This window comes from Allobosea sp., assembly GCF_035944895.1.
Taxonomy (GTDB): Bacteria; Pseudomonadota; Alphaproteobacteria; order Rhizobiales; family Beijerinckiaceae; genus Allobosea.
Genome location: NZ_DASZAT010000012.1, coordinates 426,803 through 441,985 on the forward strand (window position 1 = coordinate 426,803; position 15,183 = coordinate 441,985).

Annotated in this window: 15 protein-coding genes; 2 read left to right on the top strand and 13 right to left on the bottom strand. The window is 67.8% G+C overall.

Going from position 1 to position 15,183, the window contains the following annotated elements; genetic code table 11:
* Positions 1-40: 40 nt before the first annotated feature.
* The 3 genes from VGV58_RS24155 to VGV58_RS24165 are packed head-to-tail and all read right to left on the bottom strand — an operon-like array spanning position 41 to position 3,182.
* Complete coding sequence (locus tag VGV58_RS24155) at positions 41-1,039, bottom strand: Hsp33 family molecular chaperone (RefSeq protein ID WP_326876596.1); 999 nt, start codon at positions 1,037-1,039, stop codon at positions 41-43.
* A complete protein-coding gene (gene argF / locus VGV58_RS24160; protein WP_326876597.1) occupies positions 1,039-1,968 on the bottom strand; it encodes an ornithine carbamoyltransferase in 930 nt (309 codons plus the stop codon). Before argF ends, VGV58_RS24155 begins: the two co-directional genes overlap by 1 nt.
* A gap of 2 nt (positions 1,969-1,970) precedes the next feature.
* On the bottom strand, positions 1,971-3,182 hold the full coding sequence (locus VGV58_RS24165) for an aspartate aminotransferase family protein (RefSeq protein ID WP_326876598.1): 1,212 nt from the start codon (positions 3,180-3,182) through the stop codon (positions 1,971-1,973).
* Positions 3,183-3,727: 545 nt separating this feature from the next.
* On the opposite strand from VGV58_RS24165, the gene VGV58_RS24170 reads away from it, so the two are divergent.
* Both VGV58_RS24170 and VGV58_RS24175 read left to right on the top strand, forming a co-directional pair.
* Positions 3,728-4,276 (top strand): GcrA family cell cycle regulator, encoded by a 549-nt coding sequence (locus VGV58_RS24170; RefSeq protein WP_326876599.1) that lies wholly within the window; start codon positions 3,728-3,730, stop codon positions 4,274-4,276.
* Positions 4,277-4,353: 77 nt separating this feature from the next.
* Entirely contained in the window at positions 4,354-4,674 is a 321-nt protein-coding gene (locus VGV58_RS24175) for a YnfA family protein (protein WP_326876600.1), read from the top strand.
* A 9-nt stretch (positions 4,675-4,683) separates the two neighbouring features.
* Here the strand turns inward: VGV58_RS24175 and phoB are convergent, their stop codons facing one another.
* From phoB to VGV58_RS24225, 10 genes are all read right to left on the bottom strand, one after another.
* The gene (gene phoB / locus VGV58_RS24180) at positions 4,684-5,382 is read right to left on the bottom strand and encodes a phosphate regulon transcriptional regulator PhoB (RefSeq protein ID WP_091835441.1); all 699 of its coding nucleotides are present in this window, start codon (positions 5,380-5,382) and stop codon (positions 4,684-4,686) included.
* 27 nt (positions 5,383-5,409) lie between these two features.
* Positions 5,410-6,132: a phosphate signaling complex protein PhoU gene (phoU, locus tag VGV58_RS24185; RefSeq protein ID WP_326876601.1), complete on the bottom strand. Its 723-nt coding sequence runs from the start codon at positions 6,130-6,132 to the stop codon at positions 5,410-5,412.
* Between the two features lie 39 nt (positions 6,133-6,171).
* Positions 6,172-6,972: a phosphate ABC transporter ATP-binding protein PstB gene (gene pstB / locus VGV58_RS24190; RefSeq protein WP_137883970.1), complete on the bottom strand. Its 801-nt coding sequence runs from the start codon at positions 6,970-6,972 to the stop codon at positions 6,172-6,174.
* Between the two features lie 28 nt (positions 6,973-7,000).
* Positions 7,001-7,891, bottom strand: a complete 891-nt coding sequence (pstA, locus tag VGV58_RS24195) for a phosphate ABC transporter permease PstA (protein ID WP_326876602.1) — start codon at positions 7,889-7,891, stop codon at positions 7,001-7,003.
* A 14-nt stretch (positions 7,892-7,905) separates the two neighbouring features.
* Positions 7,906-8,874, bottom strand: coding sequence for a phosphate ABC transporter permease subunit PstC (pstC, locus tag VGV58_RS24200; RefSeq protein WP_326876603.1), 969 nt, complete (start codon positions 8,872-8,874; stop codon positions 7,906-7,908).
* Between the two features lie 112 nt (positions 8,875-8,986).
* Complete coding sequence (gene pstS, locus VGV58_RS24205) at positions 8,987-10,012, bottom strand: phosphate ABC transporter substrate-binding protein PstS (RefSeq protein WP_326876604.1); 1,026 nt, start codon at positions 10,010-10,012, stop codon at positions 8,987-8,989.
* 108 nt (positions 10,013-10,120) lie between these two features.
* Positions 10,121-11,173: an ATP-binding protein gene (locus tag VGV58_RS24210; RefSeq protein WP_326876605.1), complete on the bottom strand. Its 1,053-nt coding sequence runs from the start codon at positions 11,171-11,173 to the stop codon at positions 10,121-10,123.
* Between the two features lie 110 nt (positions 11,174-11,283).
* Positions 11,284-12,369, bottom strand: coding sequence for a helix-turn-helix transcriptional regulator (locus VGV58_RS24215; protein ID WP_326876606.1), 1,086 nt, complete (start codon positions 12,367-12,369; stop codon positions 11,284-11,286).
* Between the two features lie 112 nt (positions 12,370-12,481).
* Positions 12,482-13,429 (bottom strand): lysylphosphatidylglycerol synthase domain-containing protein, encoded by a 948-nt coding sequence (locus VGV58_RS24220; protein WP_326876607.1) that lies wholly within the window; start codon positions 13,427-13,429, stop codon positions 12,482-12,484.
* 220 nt (positions 13,430-13,649) lie between these two features.
* Positions 13,650-15,173 carry an ABC-F family ATP-binding cassette domain-containing protein gene (locus VGV58_RS24225; protein ID WP_326876608.1) on the bottom strand — a complete coding sequence of 508 codons (1,524 nt, stop codon included), beginning with the start codon at positions 15,171-15,173 and terminating at the stop codon, positions 13,650-13,652.
* Between the last annotated feature and the right edge of the window lie 10 nt (positions 15,174-15,183).

Below are 15,183 nucleotides of genomic sequence, written 5' to 3' on the forward strand. Positions count from 1 at the left end.
CTGAGGTGCCCGGGTCAAGCCCGAGCACGACGCACTGCGATCACTGCCCCGCCGAGATCTCCGCCTCGACCTCGGCCGGATCGAACTCGTAGCGACGCGAGCAGAACTCGCAGGTGACGCCGAGCGTGCCGTCATCGGCGATCATCGCCTTGCGGTCGTCGGCCGAAAATCCCTTGAGCATGCCGAGAACGCGCTCGCGCGAGCAGCGGCAGGCCTCGTGCACCGAAACGGGCTCGAAGACATGGGCGCCGCGCTCATGGAAGAGCCGGTAGAGCAGCTGCTCGCTCTCCAGCAGCGGATCGAGCAGTTCGTGATGCTCGATCGTTTCGACCAGCGAGCGCGCCTCGGTCCAGGCGTCGTCGCTGACGCCGTCATCGTCGCCGGCGGCGAGTATCTCATGGCCCTCGGGCGCATCGCCGGGATGCAGGTCGGCAGCGCGCATGCGCTCGGGCGAGTTCGGCATGAACTGCACGATCAGCCCGCCGGCGCGCCAGGCGAGCCCGGCCCCGGTCAGGACCGAGCCGACGCCAAGACGGATACGGCTCGGGATCTGCTCGGACTGGCGGAAATACTGGTGGCCGGCCTGCTCCAGCCCTTGGCCATCGAGCGCGACGACGCCCTGATAGCGCGTCGCCTCGCTGCCCTGGTCGACGGTCATGGCGAGGTGGCCCTTGCCAAGCAGCTCGCCGGTCGAGATCGCATTCGCGTCGGTCGCGGCCGCCAGGCGGTCGGCGTCGTAGCGGGCCATGGCGCGGTAGCAGTCGGGCGCGTTGAAGTCGACGACCAGCATCGACACCGGCCCGTCGCTCTTGGTCTGGAGCTGAAAGCGGCCCTCGCCCTTGAGCGTGGTGCCGAGCATGACTGTCAGCGCCACCGCCTCGGCGAGGACGCGCGCAACGGGCTCGGGGTAATGATGGCGTGCGAGGACCTGGTCGAGCGAGGCGCCGAGCCTGACGACCCGGCCGCGCACGTCGAGGTCAGGCACGGCGAAGGGCAGCACCCGATCGTCGGGGGCGCCCGCGGGCGAGCCGTCCGCCATCAGGCCGCCACTCCGCCGAAGCACCAGGCCAGGATGCCCTTCTGGGCATGCAGCCGGTTCTCGGCCTCATCGAAGACAGCCGATTGCGGGCCGTCCATGACCTGATCGGTCACTTCCTCGCCGCGCGAGGCCGGCAGGCAGTGCATGAAGATCGCATCCTTCTCGGCGCGGCCGAGCAGGCGCTCGTCGACCTGATAGGGACGCAGCAGGTTGTGACGCGTGCCTTCCTGGTCGCCCATCGAGACCCAGCAATCGGTGATGACGCAATCGGCGCCTTCGACCGCCGCCTCGGGGCGATGGGTCAATTGCAGCCTGGCGCCCTGGCCGCGGGCCCAGTCGAGCAGCGCCGGCGGGGGGCTGAGCTCCTCGGGCGTCGCGATGGCGAGCTCGAAATCGAGCCGGCCGGCCGCATGGACCCAGGAGGTCAGGACGTTGTTGGTGTCGCCGGTCCAGGCAATGCGCTTGCCCTTGATCGAGCCCTTGCGCTCCTCGAAGGTCATGACATCGGCCATGACCTGGCAGGGATGCTGGCGCTTGGTCAGGCCGTTGATCACCGGCACTGTGGCGTATTGCGCCATCTCGACCACGGCATCGTGGTCGAGCATGCGGATCATGATCGCGTCGACATAGCGCGACAGTACGCGGGCGGTGTCGGCGATGGTCTCGCGCTCGCCGAGCTCGATCTCCTGGCCGGTCACCATCATCGGCGAACCGCCGAGCTCGCGGATGCCGACGTCGAAGGAGACGCGGGTCCGCAGCGAAGGCTGCTCGAAGATCATGGCGATGACCTTGCCCTCGAGCAGGCGGTCGCCGGCAGCCGCGGGCGTGCGCCGGCGGGCCTTGATGTCCTCGCCGGCCTTGAGGATGGCGCGGAGCTCTCCGGCCGAGAAATCCGAGAGATCGAGAAAGTGACGCGTCGCAGACATCATGTTCACTCCGCCGCCGGCCGGGCGAACTCCGCCTCGACCGCGCCAGCCGCCTTGTCCAGCCGCGCCACCGCCTCGGCCACTTCGCTCTCGCCGATGATCAGCGGCGGCAGCAGGCGCACGACATTGTCGCCGGCCGCGACCACGAGCAGGCCGGCGGCCCGTGCCTGCGCGACGAAATCGGTGTTCGGGGTCTTGAGCTTGAGGCCGAGCATCAGCCCCTCGCCGCGGATCTCCTCGATCACCTGGGGATGCTGATCCTTGAGCTGGGCCAGCGACTGGCGCAGGCGCAAGGCCGTCTTCTGGACCTGCTCGATGAAGCCCGGCGCCAGGATGACGTCGAGCACGGCGTTGCCGACCGCCATGGCGAGCGGATTGCCGCCGAAGGTGGTGCCGTGGGTGCCGAGCGTCATACCGGAGGCCGCCTCCTCGGTGGCGAGGCAGGCGCCCATCGGGAAGCCGCCGCCGATGCCCTTGGCGATCGACATGATGTCGGGGGCGACGCCGTAGTGCTCATAGGCGAAGAACTTGCCGGTGCGGCCGACGCCGGTCTGGATCTCGTCGAAGATCAGCATCAGGCCGTGCTCGTCACAGAGCTCGCGGAGTTGCTTCAGGACACGCATCGGCACCGAGCGCAGGCCGCCTTCGCCCTGGATCGGCTCGATCATCAGCGCGGCGGTCTCAGGACCGATCGCGGCCTTCAGCGCCGCCTCGTCGTCGAACGGCACCTGGTCGAAGCCGTCGACCTTCGGGCCGAAGCCGTCGATGTATTTCTGCTGGCCGCCGGCGGCGATGGTCGCGAGCGTGCGGCCATGGAAGGCGCCCTCGAAGGTGACGATCCGGTAGCGCTCGGGGTGGCCCTTCGCAGCATGGTACTTGCGGGCCATCTTGATCGCGCATTCGTTCGCCTCGGCGCCCGAATTGGTGAAGAAGACGCGTTCGGCGAAGGTCGCCTCGCAGAGCCGGCGGGCGAGCTTCTCGCCCTCGGGCATCGTGTAGAGGTTCGAGGTGTGCCAGATGCGCTGAGCCTGCTGGGTCAGCGCCTCGACCAGATGCGGATGGGCGTGGCCGAGCGAATTGACGGCGATGCCGGCGCCGAAATCGAGGAAGCGGGTGCCATCGGCGGTGATCGCCCAGGCGCCCTCGCCACGCTCGAGCGCGATCGGGGCCCGGGCATAGGTCGGCAGGAGAACGGAAGAAGCGGAAGCGGTGCTCATGGAGCAAAATCCTTGCGGCGAGACAGGAAGGTAGCGCGGAATCTCGGGCCGGGAACGGCAGGGTGGGACGCAAGGCGGCATGATGCCGGCACGATGCGACCCGCCGGCGACATTATCGTCGCTGGCCGTTCCCGCCGTCTCGTCGCGCGTCAAGCCGCATCGAAGGAAAATCCCGATCGCTCAAAAACATAAGCGCCGCCCTTGGGGGCGGCTGCGTGATGCGACTATGCAAAACCGGCCTCGCCCTGTCAATTGCGGCTGACCTCGCGGCAGCGTTGCCGAATAGACTCACCTTCCCATCGTCTGCGGCGATTGGCTGGGGAAAAGCCGAATTACGATTCGGCGACTCTTGTGGCCGAGTCAGGCCATCTTGTATGGTCCTTTTCGTCAGATACGACATCTCGTGCGGCGTCTCCAGTATCGTCAGTTCCGGGCGTAACGGCTTCCGTTGAGCAACGGGCGCTGCCGGTATCGGATTCCGCCATGATCTCTCCCTATGCCTCGCCGGCCTGCTGGCGGGACATGACGAAGACAGGTGCAACCCCATGACCGAAGCCGGAGCCTGGACCGACGAACGCGTCGAACTGCTCAAGAAGCTCTGGAATGACGGCCTGAGCGCGAGCCAGATCGCCGCCGAGCTCGGCAATGTCACGCGTAATGCCGTCATCGGGAAGGTCCATCGTCTCGGCCTGTCCGGCCGGGCCAAGAGCCCCGGCTCGGCCACGCCGCGCCCGCGCAAGCCCGCGGCCCGCCCGCCGAGCCATCCGGCCGGCCACCAGAGCGGCGGCGCCGGGCTGACCCGCGGCAACACCGCGCTGGCCCCGCAGTTCGCACCCGAGATCGCGGCCGAAGCACAGGTCGAACGCGCTCCGGCGCCGGCCGAGGACGTGGTCGTGCCGTTCTCCGAGCGGGTCACCATCATGGATCTGCGCGAATATATGTGCCGCTGGCCGATGGGCGACCCGACCACGCCGGAGTTCCGCTTCTGCGGCGGCCGCAGCGCGACCGGCATGCCCTATTGCGCCTATCACGCCCGGATCGCCTACCAGCCGGCAGCCGACAGGCGCCGCGACCGCAAGCCCGCCCGCGCCTGAGCCGGCACGTGAGCAGAAGCTGAAAGGCCGGCCCTCGTGGCCGGCTTTTTCATGCGTGGAACCAGCTGGAGAGCGCCATGGCGACATTCGCGATCTATGCGGGCGCGGCGCTGGCGGAGATCGCCGGCTGTTTTGCATTCTGGGCCTGGCTGAAGCTCGACAAGCCGATCTGGTGGCTGCTGCCGGGCCTGGTATCGCTCGCGGCTTTCGCCTGGCTGCTGACCCTGGTCGACAGCCCCGCCGCCGGACGCGCCTTTGCCGCCTATGGCGGCGTCTACATCGTGGCGTCGCTGGCCTGGATGGGGCTGGTCGAGAAGGTGCCGCCAGATCGCTATGACCTGGCAGGCGCGGCACTCTGCCTTGCCGGCGCGGCGGTGATCGTCGCCGCGCCGCGCTGACGGAAGCGCTCAGCTGCGCGCAAAAGTCTCGTCGAAGGCATAGCCGGCGCCGCGCACCGTGCGCAGCGGATCCTTGGCATTGGCAGGGGTGATCGCCTTGCGCAGGCGGCCGACATGGACGTCGACGGTGCGCTCGTCGATATAGACGTCGCGGCCCCAGACGGCGTCGAGGAGCTGGGCCCGGGAATAGACCCGGCCCGGCGCCTGCATCAGGAATTCGAGCAGGCGGAACTCGGTCGGGCCGAGATGCAGTTCGGCACCGGCGCGGCGCACGCGGCGGGTGGTGCGGTCGAGCTCGAGATCGCCGGCAGCGAGCAGGCCGGCGACATGGCCGGGCTTGGCGCGGCGCAGCAGCGCCTGGATGCGGGCGATCAGCTCGGGCAGCGAGAACGGCTTGACGACATAGTCGTCGGCGCCGGTGGCAAGGCCGCGCACGCGCTCGGTCTCCTCGCCGCGGGCGGTCAGCATGATGATCGGCACGCGCTCGGTATCGCGGCGTGTGCGCAGGCGCCGGCAGAGCTCGATGCCGGAAAGGCCGGGCAGCATCCAGTCGAGCAGGACGAGGTCCGGCGTATGGTCGCGCAGATGCAGTTCGGCATCGTCACCGCGCGCCACGCTGTCGACCTCGAAGCCCTCGGCCTCGAGATTATAGCGCAGCAGCAGGGTGAGCGGCTCCTCGTCCTCGACGATCAGGATGCGTGCGGGCATGTCAGGGTCCGTTCAAGCCCCGCCGGTTCAGCCATTGGCCGCCGGCAGATCGACGAGGATGTTGGTGGTGTCGAGCTTCGGCCGGCTCTCGTCCATGGACTGGCCGGTGACGAGGTAGTGGATGGTCTCGGCGATGTTGGTGGTGTGATCGCCGATGCGCTCGACGTTCTTGGCGCAGAACAGGAGGTGCGTGCAGAAGGTGATGTTGCGCGGATCCTCCATCATATAGGTCAGGAGCTCGCGGAACAGCGAGGTGTAGAGCGCGTCGATCTCGTCGTCGCGGCGCCAGACCTCCATCGCCTTCTGCTCGTTGCTGGCGGCATAGGCGTCGAGCACGTCCTTGAGCTGGGCCTGGACCAGGCGGCTCATATGCTCCAGCCCGACCACGGCGCGATGCGGCGGCGAGAACTGGCCGGAGATCGCGACGGCGCGCTTGGCGATGTTCTTGGCGAGGTCGCCGACACGCTCGATGTCGGCGGCGATGCGGATCGCCGAGATCAGCTCGCGCAGGTCGTTCGCCAGCGGCTGGCGGCGGGCGATGGTCAGCACCGCCTTTTCCTCGACCTCGCGCTGGAGATTGTCGAGGCGCTGGTCGGCGCTGATGATCTTCTGGGCGAGCGCGGTGTCGCGGCGCACCAGTGCCACGGTGGAGTCGCCGAGCATGCGCTCGGACATGCCGCCCATCTCGGCGAGGCTGCGGCGCAGGCCTTCGAGATCGGCGTCGTAGGAGCGGACGATATGGTCGGACATCGGGGCGTATCCTTCGAGGCTGGCCGAGACGCTGGGAGCTCAGCCGAAACGGCCGGTGACGTAGTCCTGCGTCTGCTTCTTGTGCGGGTTCATGAAGATGGTGTTGGTGGCGTCGAACTCGATCACCTCGCCAAGATACATGAAGGCGGTGTACTGCGAGATGCGCGCCGCCTGCTGCATGTTGTGGGTGACGATGACGATGGTGAAGTCGCTCTTCAGCTGCTCGAGCAGGTCCTCGATCTTGCCGGTCGAGATCGGGTCCAGCGCCGAAGTCGGCTCGTCGAACAGGATGACCTCGGGCTTCTGGGCGATGGTCCGCGCGATGCACAGGCGCTGCTGCTGGCCACCGGAGAGGCCCATGCCGGAGCTCTTCAGCTTGTCCTTGACCTCGTCCCAGAGGGCGGCACGGCGCAGTGCGCCCTCGACACGATCGTCGAGCTCCGACTTCGGCGGCTTCTCATAGAGGCGGATGCCGAAGGCGACGTTGTCGTAGATCGACATCGGGAACGGGGTCGGCTTCTGGAAGACCATGCCGATGCGCGAGCGCAATTCGTTCACGTCGACGTTGTTGGAGATGATGTTGCGGCCGTCGAGCAGGATCTCGCCGGTCGCCTTCTGCTCGGGATAGAGCGAGTAGATGCGGTTGAAGATGCGCAGCAGGGTCGACTTGCCGCAGCCCGACGGGCCGATCAGCGCGGTGACGTGCCGGTCGCGGAAGTCGAGGTTGATGTTCTTCAGCGCCTTGTGCTCGCCGTAGTAGAAATCAAGGTTCTTGACGGCGATGCGAACGGGAGCTTCGGCGTCCAGCGTCTGCGGGCTCAGTTCGAGGGTCGAAAGCATCTGCATGGTCCTTCCGATCGGACGCTTATCACTTGCCGCCGCGCACGATGCGCCGGGCGATGATGGAAAGCACGAGGATTGAGACGGTGATGATCAGCGATCCCGCCCAGGCGAGCTGCTGCCAGTTCTCGTAAGGGGCGGAGGCGAACTGATAGATCGTCACCGGCAGGTTGGAGACGCCGCCGACCAGGTTCGGCGAGAACCAGAAATTATTGTTGAGCGCGGTGAAGATCAGCGGCGCGGTCTCGCCGGCGATGCGGGCGAGCGCCAGGAGAATGCCGGTGACCATGCCCGACTTCGCCGCGCGCCAGGTCACCGAGGTGATGACCACGGAGGGCGGGGCGCCGAGCGCAGCGCCGGCTTCGCGCAGCGAGCCCGGAACGAGGCGCAGCATGTCCTCGGTGGTGCGCACGATCACCGGAATCGCGATGATGCCGAGGGCGACGCCGCCGGCCCAGCCGGAATAGCCGCGGAACGGCTCGACCATGATCACGTAGACGAACAGGCCGATCAGGATCGAAGGCGCCGAGAGCAGGATGTCGTTGATGAAGCGAATGAGGTCGGCGAGCTTGGAGGCCTTGCCGTATTCGGCGAGATAGGTGCCAGCGAGCACGCCGATCGGCGTCGCCACGGCGATGCCGAGGAAGGTCAGCACGATCGAGCCGACGATGGCGTTGGCGAGGCCGCCGCCTTCCGTGCCGGGCCCGGGCGTGACCTGCGTGAAGGTCGAGGCGGAGAGCCCGCCCAGTCCCTTCACGATCAGCATGCCGAGGATCCAGAACAGCACGACGATCGCGATCAGGGTGAAGCTCGTCGCGATGATCTTCATCATCCGGTCGGCGGTGCGGCGCGCCGGGCGCACGCGGCCCCATTCGACATGCGGCGCGGTCATGGTCTTGGGGGATGTCGCCATGGTCATGGGTCCAGCTCCGCTCAGTAGCGCTTCACCCGCGCGACCAGGAGGCGCGCGATGACGAGGACGACGAAGGTGACGAAGAACAGGATGCAGCCGAGCGCGATCAGCGAGTTGAGCTGCAGGCCGAGCGCCTCGTTGAACTCGTTGGCGATGCGCGAGGCGATGGTCGAGCCGGGATCCAGGATCGAGGGCGAAAGCCGGTTGGCGTTGCCGACGACGAAGGTCACCGCCATGGTCTCGCCGAGCGCCCGGCCGAGGCCGAGCATGATCGCGCCGATGATCGAGACGCCGGCCTGCGGCACCAGGACATGGCGCACGACCTCCCAGGTCGTCGCCCCGATGCCATAGGCGCTCTCACGCAGCACCGACGGGATCTGGTCGAGCATGTCGCGGGTGATCGAGGCGATGAAGGGGATGATCATGAAGGCCAGGATGATCCCGGCGGTCAGGATGCCCAGGCCCGAGGGCGAGCGCGAATAGAGGATGGTGCCGACGATCGGCATGCCCTCGACGATGTTCGAGAGCGGGATCTGGACATAGGCCGCGAACAGCGGCGCGAACACGAACAGCCCCCACATGCCGTAGATGATCGAGGGCACGGCGGCGAGCAGCTCGATCGCGGTCGAGACCGGCTGCTTGAACCAGGGCGGGGCGAGCTGGGTCAGGAAGACGGCGATCCCCAGCGAGAGCGGGACGCCGACGACGAGCGCGATCAGCGCGGTCGAGAGGGTGCCGACAATGGCCGGCCAGGCGCCGTATTGCTCGTTCTGGGTGTCCCAGACGCTGGAGGTGATGAAGCCGAAGCCGAATTCGCGGAAGGCCGGCCAACCGCCGATGACCATCGAGAGCATGATGCCGGCGAGCAGCACCAGCACGAACAGCGCCGCCAGCAGGCTGGCATTGCGGAAGATGAGATCGAAGGTCCCCATCGGGGTCTTGCGCACCGGCGCGCTCGGCGCGGCGAACTGATCGGTCACGGCAGACATCCGTGGTTACTCCGGTCTCGAAAGGCGATTATCGGATCGAAACGAGGCTCTGGTCGTCGCGGAAGCGGGGGCCCTTGTCCGGCCCCCGCCCCGTATCGTCACGCGGGAGCGATCAGAAGATCGGCTTGCCCGCCGGGTCGGTGACGCCCTTCCAGGCGTTGCGGACCTGGTCCTTGACGTTGGCCGGCAGCGGCACGTAGTCGAGGTCGAGGGCGAGCTGGTCGCCGCTCTTGTAGGCCCAGTCGACGAACTTCAGCGCGGCCTGCACCTCTTCCGGCTTCTCGGGCTTGGCGTGCACGAGCAGGAAGGTGGCGGAGGTGATCGGCCAGGCCTGGGCGCCCTTCTGGTTGTTCAGCGAGATGCCGAAGCCGGGAGCCTCGTTCCAGTTGGCGTTGGCGGCGGCGGCCTGGAAGGCCTTGTCGTCCGGAGCCGGGAAGTTGCCGTCGGCGTTCTTGACGAGGGCGTGGGCCAGCTTGTTCTGCTTGGCGTAGGCGTATTCGACGTAGCCGATCGAATTGGCGACCTGCTTGACCGAGGCCGAGACGCCCTCATTGCCCTTGCCGCCGATGCCGACCGGCCACTGCACGGCCGTGTTGGTGCCGATCTTCGACTTCCAGTCGGCCGAGACCTTGGAAAGGTAGTCGGTGAACACGAAGGTCGTGCCCGAGCCGTCCGAACGATAGACCGGGTTGATGTTGGCGTCGGGCAGCTTGAGGTCGCCGTTCAGCGCGACGATCTTCGGGTCGTTCCACTTCTTGATGGTGCCGAGATAGATCTCGGCGATCAGCTCGCCCGAGAGCTTGAGCTTGCCGGGCTCGACGCCGGCGATGTTGATCGCGGGGACGACGCCGCCCATCACGGTCGGGAACTGGATCAGGCCGTCCTTGGTCAGGTCCTCACCCTTGAGCGGGGCGTCGGTGGCACCGAAGGCGACGGTCTTCGCCTTGATCTGGCGGATGCCGCCACCCGAGCCGATCGACTGGTAGTTCAGGCCGACGCCGCTCTCCTTCTTGTAGGCTTCGGCCCACTTCGAATAGATCGGGAAGGGGAAGGTCGCGCCGGCGCCGGTGATGTCGGCAGCCTGGGCAACGCCCGACAGGCCGACGGCAGCGGCCGCGAGAATGAGAAGTTTGCGCATGAGGTGTCCTCTACAGGTCGCAAGTGCAGCGGCCCTGCTAGAACACCGGCTATATGACAGCCACATGACACATAGTCATGAAAGCGCACCTGCCGGCGTCACAAATCGTTAACGGGCTGCGTCGGGCAGGCGCGGCAGGATCGCCCGGAAGGTCGCGCCCTGGCCGACGGTGCTCTCGATCGTCAGGCGGCCGCGATGGCGCAGGACGATGTGCTTGACGATGGCAAGGCCGAGGCCGGTGCCGCCGGCCTCGCGGCTCGCCGCGGTGTCGACGCGATAGAAGCGCTCGGTCAGGCGCGGCAGGTGTTCCGGGGCGATGCCGGGGCCGTCATCGCGCACGCTGAGGCTGGCCTCCTCGCCCGATATCGCGACGGTAATGCCGACTTCGCCGCCACGCTGGCCGTATTTGATCGCGTTCTCGACCAAGTTCTCCATCAGCCGCAGCAATTCGTCGCGGTCGCCGGCAACGGTGACGGGTTGCTGCGGAATGTCGAGCTTCAGCGTCACCTCGCGCTCGCGCGCCATCAGCACGAGCGAATCCAGGATCTCGCGGGCGATGCTGGAGAGGTCGACCGGCGTCTCCGGCGCGAGATGGGCGCGCAGTTCGATGCGCGACAGCGAGAGCAGGTCGTCGACCAGGCGCGCCATGCGCAGACCCTGCTCACGCATGATCGTCAGGAAGCGGTCGCGCGCCACGGCATCATTGCGCGCCGGTCCCTGCAGGGTCTCGACGAAGCCGAGCACGGAGGCGAGCGGCGTGCGCAGTTCATGGCTGGCATTGGCGACGAAATCGACGCGCATGCGCTCGGTCATGCGCTGCTCGCTGAGATCCTCGAAGGTCATGAGCACGGCCCGGCGCCAGCCGCTGCCGGCAAGCGCGGCGATATGGATGCGGAAGGTGCGCTCGACCGGGACGCGCTCGATCAATTCGACCGCGCGGCGCCCGCCATGGCGCGAGACCTGCTCGATCGCGTCGATCAGGTCGGGATCGCGCATCACTAGAGCGAGCGGCTTGCCCTTGGCGAGCGCCGTGACCAGCGCCGGGGCGGTCGGGCTCAGCGCCTGGATCACGCCCTGCGGGTCGAGCAATACGGCGGGAACGCCGATGGCCTCGATCAGCGCCGCCGTGACCGGCGCCTTCGGGTCGACCAAAGCGTGCATGCGGTTCCTGCCTTCCGATGCGTGGCCTGCGGCGAGGCGTCATAGGCCGGAGCGGTGGTGCAGCGCAATTCCCCCCGCGCGACCAACCGCTATCCGCATGCAGCGGCCTCCTATAGGCTGAAGCCCGGCGTGCCGGGAGACTGAATGCCGCCGAGGAGCTGGATCAGCTCGGCCTGGCGGCGCACGCCCGTCTTGGCAAAGACGGATTTGAGCTGGCCCCGCACGGTTTCGGGCTGGATCCCATGGCTGCTCGCGATGCCCGCGACCGTGCCGCCCGACAACAGCAGCCGTGTCACCTTCGCTTCCGCGGGGCTGAGATCGAACAGCGCTTCGAGGATGGCTGCGGACGGTGCCGCGCCGCGACCGACCTCGGTGAGGTAGAACAGCTGGGCCGCGCCGGAGAAGACGTCGAGCCCGGCCCGCCTGAGCGGGACCAGATGCGCGACGAAGGCAGGTCGCTCGCCCACCGCCCGGATCGGGAACGACAGGCCGGCGTCCCCGGCCACGTCGAGATGCAGCTGCAGGCGCTCATTCGCCACGGGATCGGAGAGACGCACACGATCGAAGGCGCCGATCTCGAATGCCCCGCAGGTGATGATCAGCTCATTGGCCGCCAGCACGCTGTGGCGGCCGGTGATGATCGCCGCCGGCAGGCCGATCAACTCCAGTGCCGCCACGCTGGCGCGCGCCCGCTCGAGGCCGAGGCGCGCCGCGATGATCGAGGCCCGGGCCAGATGCGGCCGGAACTGGTCGAGCGCCGCGGCCGTCTCGCGCGGAACCGGGCCGTTGGCATAAAGGCGCTCGATCGAGAAGACGATGCTGTCGCCGCTGGGCGAGCGGATCGAGGTGCCAACGCACCAGCCCCAGCCGCGTGGCCTGAGGAAATCGCGATAGAACGGGTCCTGTTCCAGTTCCTCGGGCGTAATCGCGTCGAGATCGGTCAGGAAACGTGGCTCGAAGAGCGGAACCAGGCGCTTGCCCCGCAGATTATCCACGACGAAGGGCGAGGCGACCCATTCGGCCGTAGCGGCCTGGATGGCCTGCGAGGAGGTCCACTGGAACCGGTTCGGCGAGGCCGCGAACAGGATCGTGCCGACACCACCGGCGCGCGCCGCCAGCCGGTCGAGCACGCCGTCCCATCGCTCCGGCACGACAGCGGCCTCGTAGATCTCGTCGATGAGGTTCGTCGCGTCCACTGCTCTTCCTGTCAGCCGGCGGCTTCCTCGGCACTGCCGGCAGAATCGAGGTGGCGTCGGCCGGCGCCCACGTCAAGGCGCGCTCGCCCGATGGGTTTGCAGGAGCGGCGCCTCAGATCTCGTGCCGCCGGATGCGCCGGATCATCTCGTTGAGCGCCAGCAGCACCAGCGCCAGGATGAAGGGCAGGATGTAGTAGATGATGCGGAAGAGCAGCAGCGCGCCGAGCACCTGCTCGAAAGGCAGGCGGCTGAGCGCAATCAGCATGGTCGCCTCGAAGACGCCGAGCCCGCCCGGCGCATGGCTGGCGATGCCGATCAGGCAGGCGAAGATATAGGCCGCCAGGAAGCTCTCATAGGGCAGGTTGTGTCCGCCCGGCAGCAGCACATAGAGCACGGCCGCGGCTGCGCAGACCTCGGCAGCGCCCAGCAGCATCTGCGCCAGCGTAACGCCGAGGCCCGGCAGCGGCAGGTTCCAGCCGCTGACCCGCAAGGTCCGCTCGCCGGTCGCGACCCAGAAGAGATAGCCTGCCGTGCCGATCGCCACGGCGGCGCCGACCGCCTGGATCACCAGCGGCGAAGTCCGCGCCAGCACGGCGACCGACTCCGTCGCATAGAACAGGCTGGCGCAGAGGATCATGCCGAGCCCGAGCCAGAAGGTCAGGCCGGCGATGACAGTGAGGCTCGCAACCTCCGAAGCGCGCACGCCCTTGGACGAATAGACCCAGTAGCGCACGGTGCCGCCGGTCACGATCGGGAAGCCCAATGTGAAGGCGACGGAATAACTGGTGAAGGAGGCGAGCGCCGTGGTCCGGTAGGGGATCGACAAGCCGAGCCGCCGCAGCGCCAGTGCATCATAGCCGGTGAGCAGCAGATAGCTCAGCGCCGTGAAGCCGAGCGCCAGCAGGAGCTGGCGCTGACTGGCATTGGCGAAGGCGCGTGCGAGCTCACCGGGCTCGATCTCGCGGATGATGTAGTAGAGCACCACCAGCGATGCCGCGAAGATCACCGAAGAGGCGAGCGGACCGAGCCACCACCAGCGGCTGCGCTTGCGCAACGGCATTCCTGGCTCGTGCGGGCCGAAGGACATCAGTGCTCTTGTCGGGTTGCGCACGCACGCAGGACGCGGCGGGCAAGGCGGGTTGCTGGCGGCTGGCCTGGCGGCCGGACCCGAGAGATAGCGCCTTCGCCGCGATGCACAAGACAGGACAGCGCGGCGAATGCGCGCCATGAGGCCGGCGCAGGACGCGCCGGCCGGTTTATGACAATCGTGACGGTGGTGATCAGCCTTCCGCCTCCATTGCCTCCCGGAAGAAGGCTTCGGGATCGTCGACCTCGACCAGCCGCCGCTTCTCGATCAGCCAGAAGCGGTTGCCGATCGCCCGGACGAAGCTGCGATCATGCGAGACCAGGAGGCAACTGGTCTCGCCGGCGGTGAGCTCGGCCTCCAGTGCCTCCTGCCCCTCGATGTCAAGATGGTTGGTCGGCTCGTCCAGCAGATAGAAATTCGGCCTTGCGAGGCGCAGCGCCAGCATGGCGAGCCGCGCCCGCTGCCCGCCCGAGAGCGCGCCGATCGGCCCGGTCTGGCGCTCGATGACGATGCCGGCACCTGCGAGCAGGCCGCGAGCCGGCTGGTCGCCGACATCGAAGCGCCGGCTGATCAGCCCATGCGGCGTGTCGCCATCGGGCAATTCGGCCAGGCTCTGGCTGGCGTAGCCCAATACCAGCGATGGCGTCGCCCGGATGCCTGCCTGCTCCTGGCCGAGAATGGCGGCGTGGAGCATGGCGATGAAGCGCGATTTGCCGGCGCCGTTCAGGCCGAGCAGCACGATGCGATCGCCCGGGCTGATCCAGCGCTTGCCCGTCCTGAACAGCAGCCGCCCGTCCGGCGTCTCGGCCGCGACGTCGTCGAGTTCGACCAGCGCCCGCACATGCGTCGCGCTGCTGGCGAGCCTGATCGCACCGGCGGAGCGCTCACGATGGGCGGGCCGGGCCGTCGCCTCGAGCTCGTCGGCCCGGCGCTTCAATTGCTTGGTCTTGCTCAGCAGGAGGTCGCTGCCGGAGTTGATCCCGATATTGTTCAGCTTGGCCGCCTGGCGCCGCATCTGCTGGACGGTTTTCAGATCGCGCTCGTGCTGGCGTGCCGTCGCGGCATCGGTCTCATCGAGCGCCGCACGCGCCGGTGAGTAGGGCAGCGCGAACAGTTGCGAGTGCTCCTGGCGCAGGAACAGCGTCCGATTGGTGGCTGCGTCGAGGAAGGCCCGGTCATGGCTCGACAGGATCACCGCCATGTCGCGCGGCAGGGCGGCGAGCCAGCCTTCGAGCAGGCCGATGCGCGCGAGGTCGAGATGGTTGGTGGGCTCGTCGAGCAGCAGCAGGTCCGGTTCGGCAATGCCGGCGCGCGCGAGCAGCACGAGCCTTTGCCAGCCGCCGCTCAATTGCCCGAGCGGGCGCCGGCGCAGTTCTTCCGGTATCGCGAGCGAATCGAGCGCGACCTCGACGCGCCAGTGCTCGCTCGCGCGCTGCTCGGCCGGCAGCATGTCGAGCAGCAATTGGTCGACGGTCTGCTCCAGCAAGTGCGGCGGGGCATCCTGCTCGACATGGCCGATGCGCAGGCCGCGCGAGCGTGTGATTTCACCGGCGGACGGTTCAAGGGAACCGGCGAGGCAGCGCAGCAAGGTCGACTTGCCGCGGCCATTGGCGGCGATGAGGCCGAGGCGGTCGCCCGCAACGAGGGAGAAGGACAGATCGGAAAAGAGCGGAGCGCCCAGCGTGACGCCGAGATTGCGAGGGGTGATCAAGGTCATGGTCGGTCTC

Bases quoted from the DNA above. Each gene is read 5' to 3' on its own strand.
- VGV58_RS24155 (WP_326876596.1), bottom strand. From the start codon at position 1,039: ATGGCGGACGGCTCGCCCGCGGGCGCCCCCGACGATCGGGTGCTGCCC.
- argF (WP_326876597.1), bottom strand. From the start codon at position 1,968: ATGATGTCTGCGACGCGTCACTTTCTCGATCTCTCGGATTTCTCGGCC.
- VGV58_RS24165 (WP_326876598.1), bottom strand. From the start codon at position 3,182: ATGAGCACCGCTTCCGCTTCTTCCGTTCTCCTGCCGACCTATGCCCGG.
- VGV58_RS24170 (WP_326876599.1), top strand. From the start codon at position 3,728: ATGACCGAAGCCGGAGCCTGGACCGACGAACGCGTCGAACTGCTCAAG.
- VGV58_RS24175 (WP_326876600.1), top strand. From the start codon at position 4,354: ATGGCGACATTCGCGATCTATGCGGGCGCGGCGCTGGCGGAGATCGCC.
- phoB (WP_091835441.1), bottom strand. From the start codon at position 5,382: ATGCCCGCACGCATCCTGATCGTCGAGGACGAGGAGCCGCTCACCCTG.
- phoU (WP_326876601.1), bottom strand. From the start codon at position 6,132: ATGTCCGACCATATCGTCCGCTCCTACGACGCCGATCTCGAAGGCCTG.
- pstB (WP_137883970.1), bottom strand. From the start codon at position 6,972: ATGCTTTCGACCCTCGAACTGAGCCCGCAGACGCTGGACGCCGAAGCT.
- pstA (WP_326876602.1), bottom strand. From the start codon at position 7,891: ATGACCATGGCGACATCCCCCAAGACCATGACCGCGCCGCATGTCGAA.
- pstC (WP_326876603.1), bottom strand. From the start codon at position 8,874: ATGTCTGCCGTGACCGATCAGTTCGCCGCGCCGAGCGCGCCGGTGCGC.
- pstS (WP_326876604.1), bottom strand. From the start codon at position 10,012: ATGCGCAAACTTCTCATTCTCGCGGCCGCTGCCGTCGGCCTGTCGGGC.
- VGV58_RS24210 (WP_326876605.1), bottom strand. From the start codon at position 11,173: ATGCACGCTTTGGTCGACCCGAAGGCGCCGGTCACGGCGGCGCTGATC.
- VGV58_RS24220 (WP_326876607.1), bottom strand. From the start codon at position 13,429: ATGCCGTTGCGCAAGCGCAGCCGCTGGTGGTGGCTCGGTCCGCTCGCC.
- VGV58_RS24225 (WP_326876608.1), bottom strand. From the start codon at position 15,173: ATGACCTTGATCACCCCTCGCAATCTCGGCGTCACGCTGGGCGCTCCG.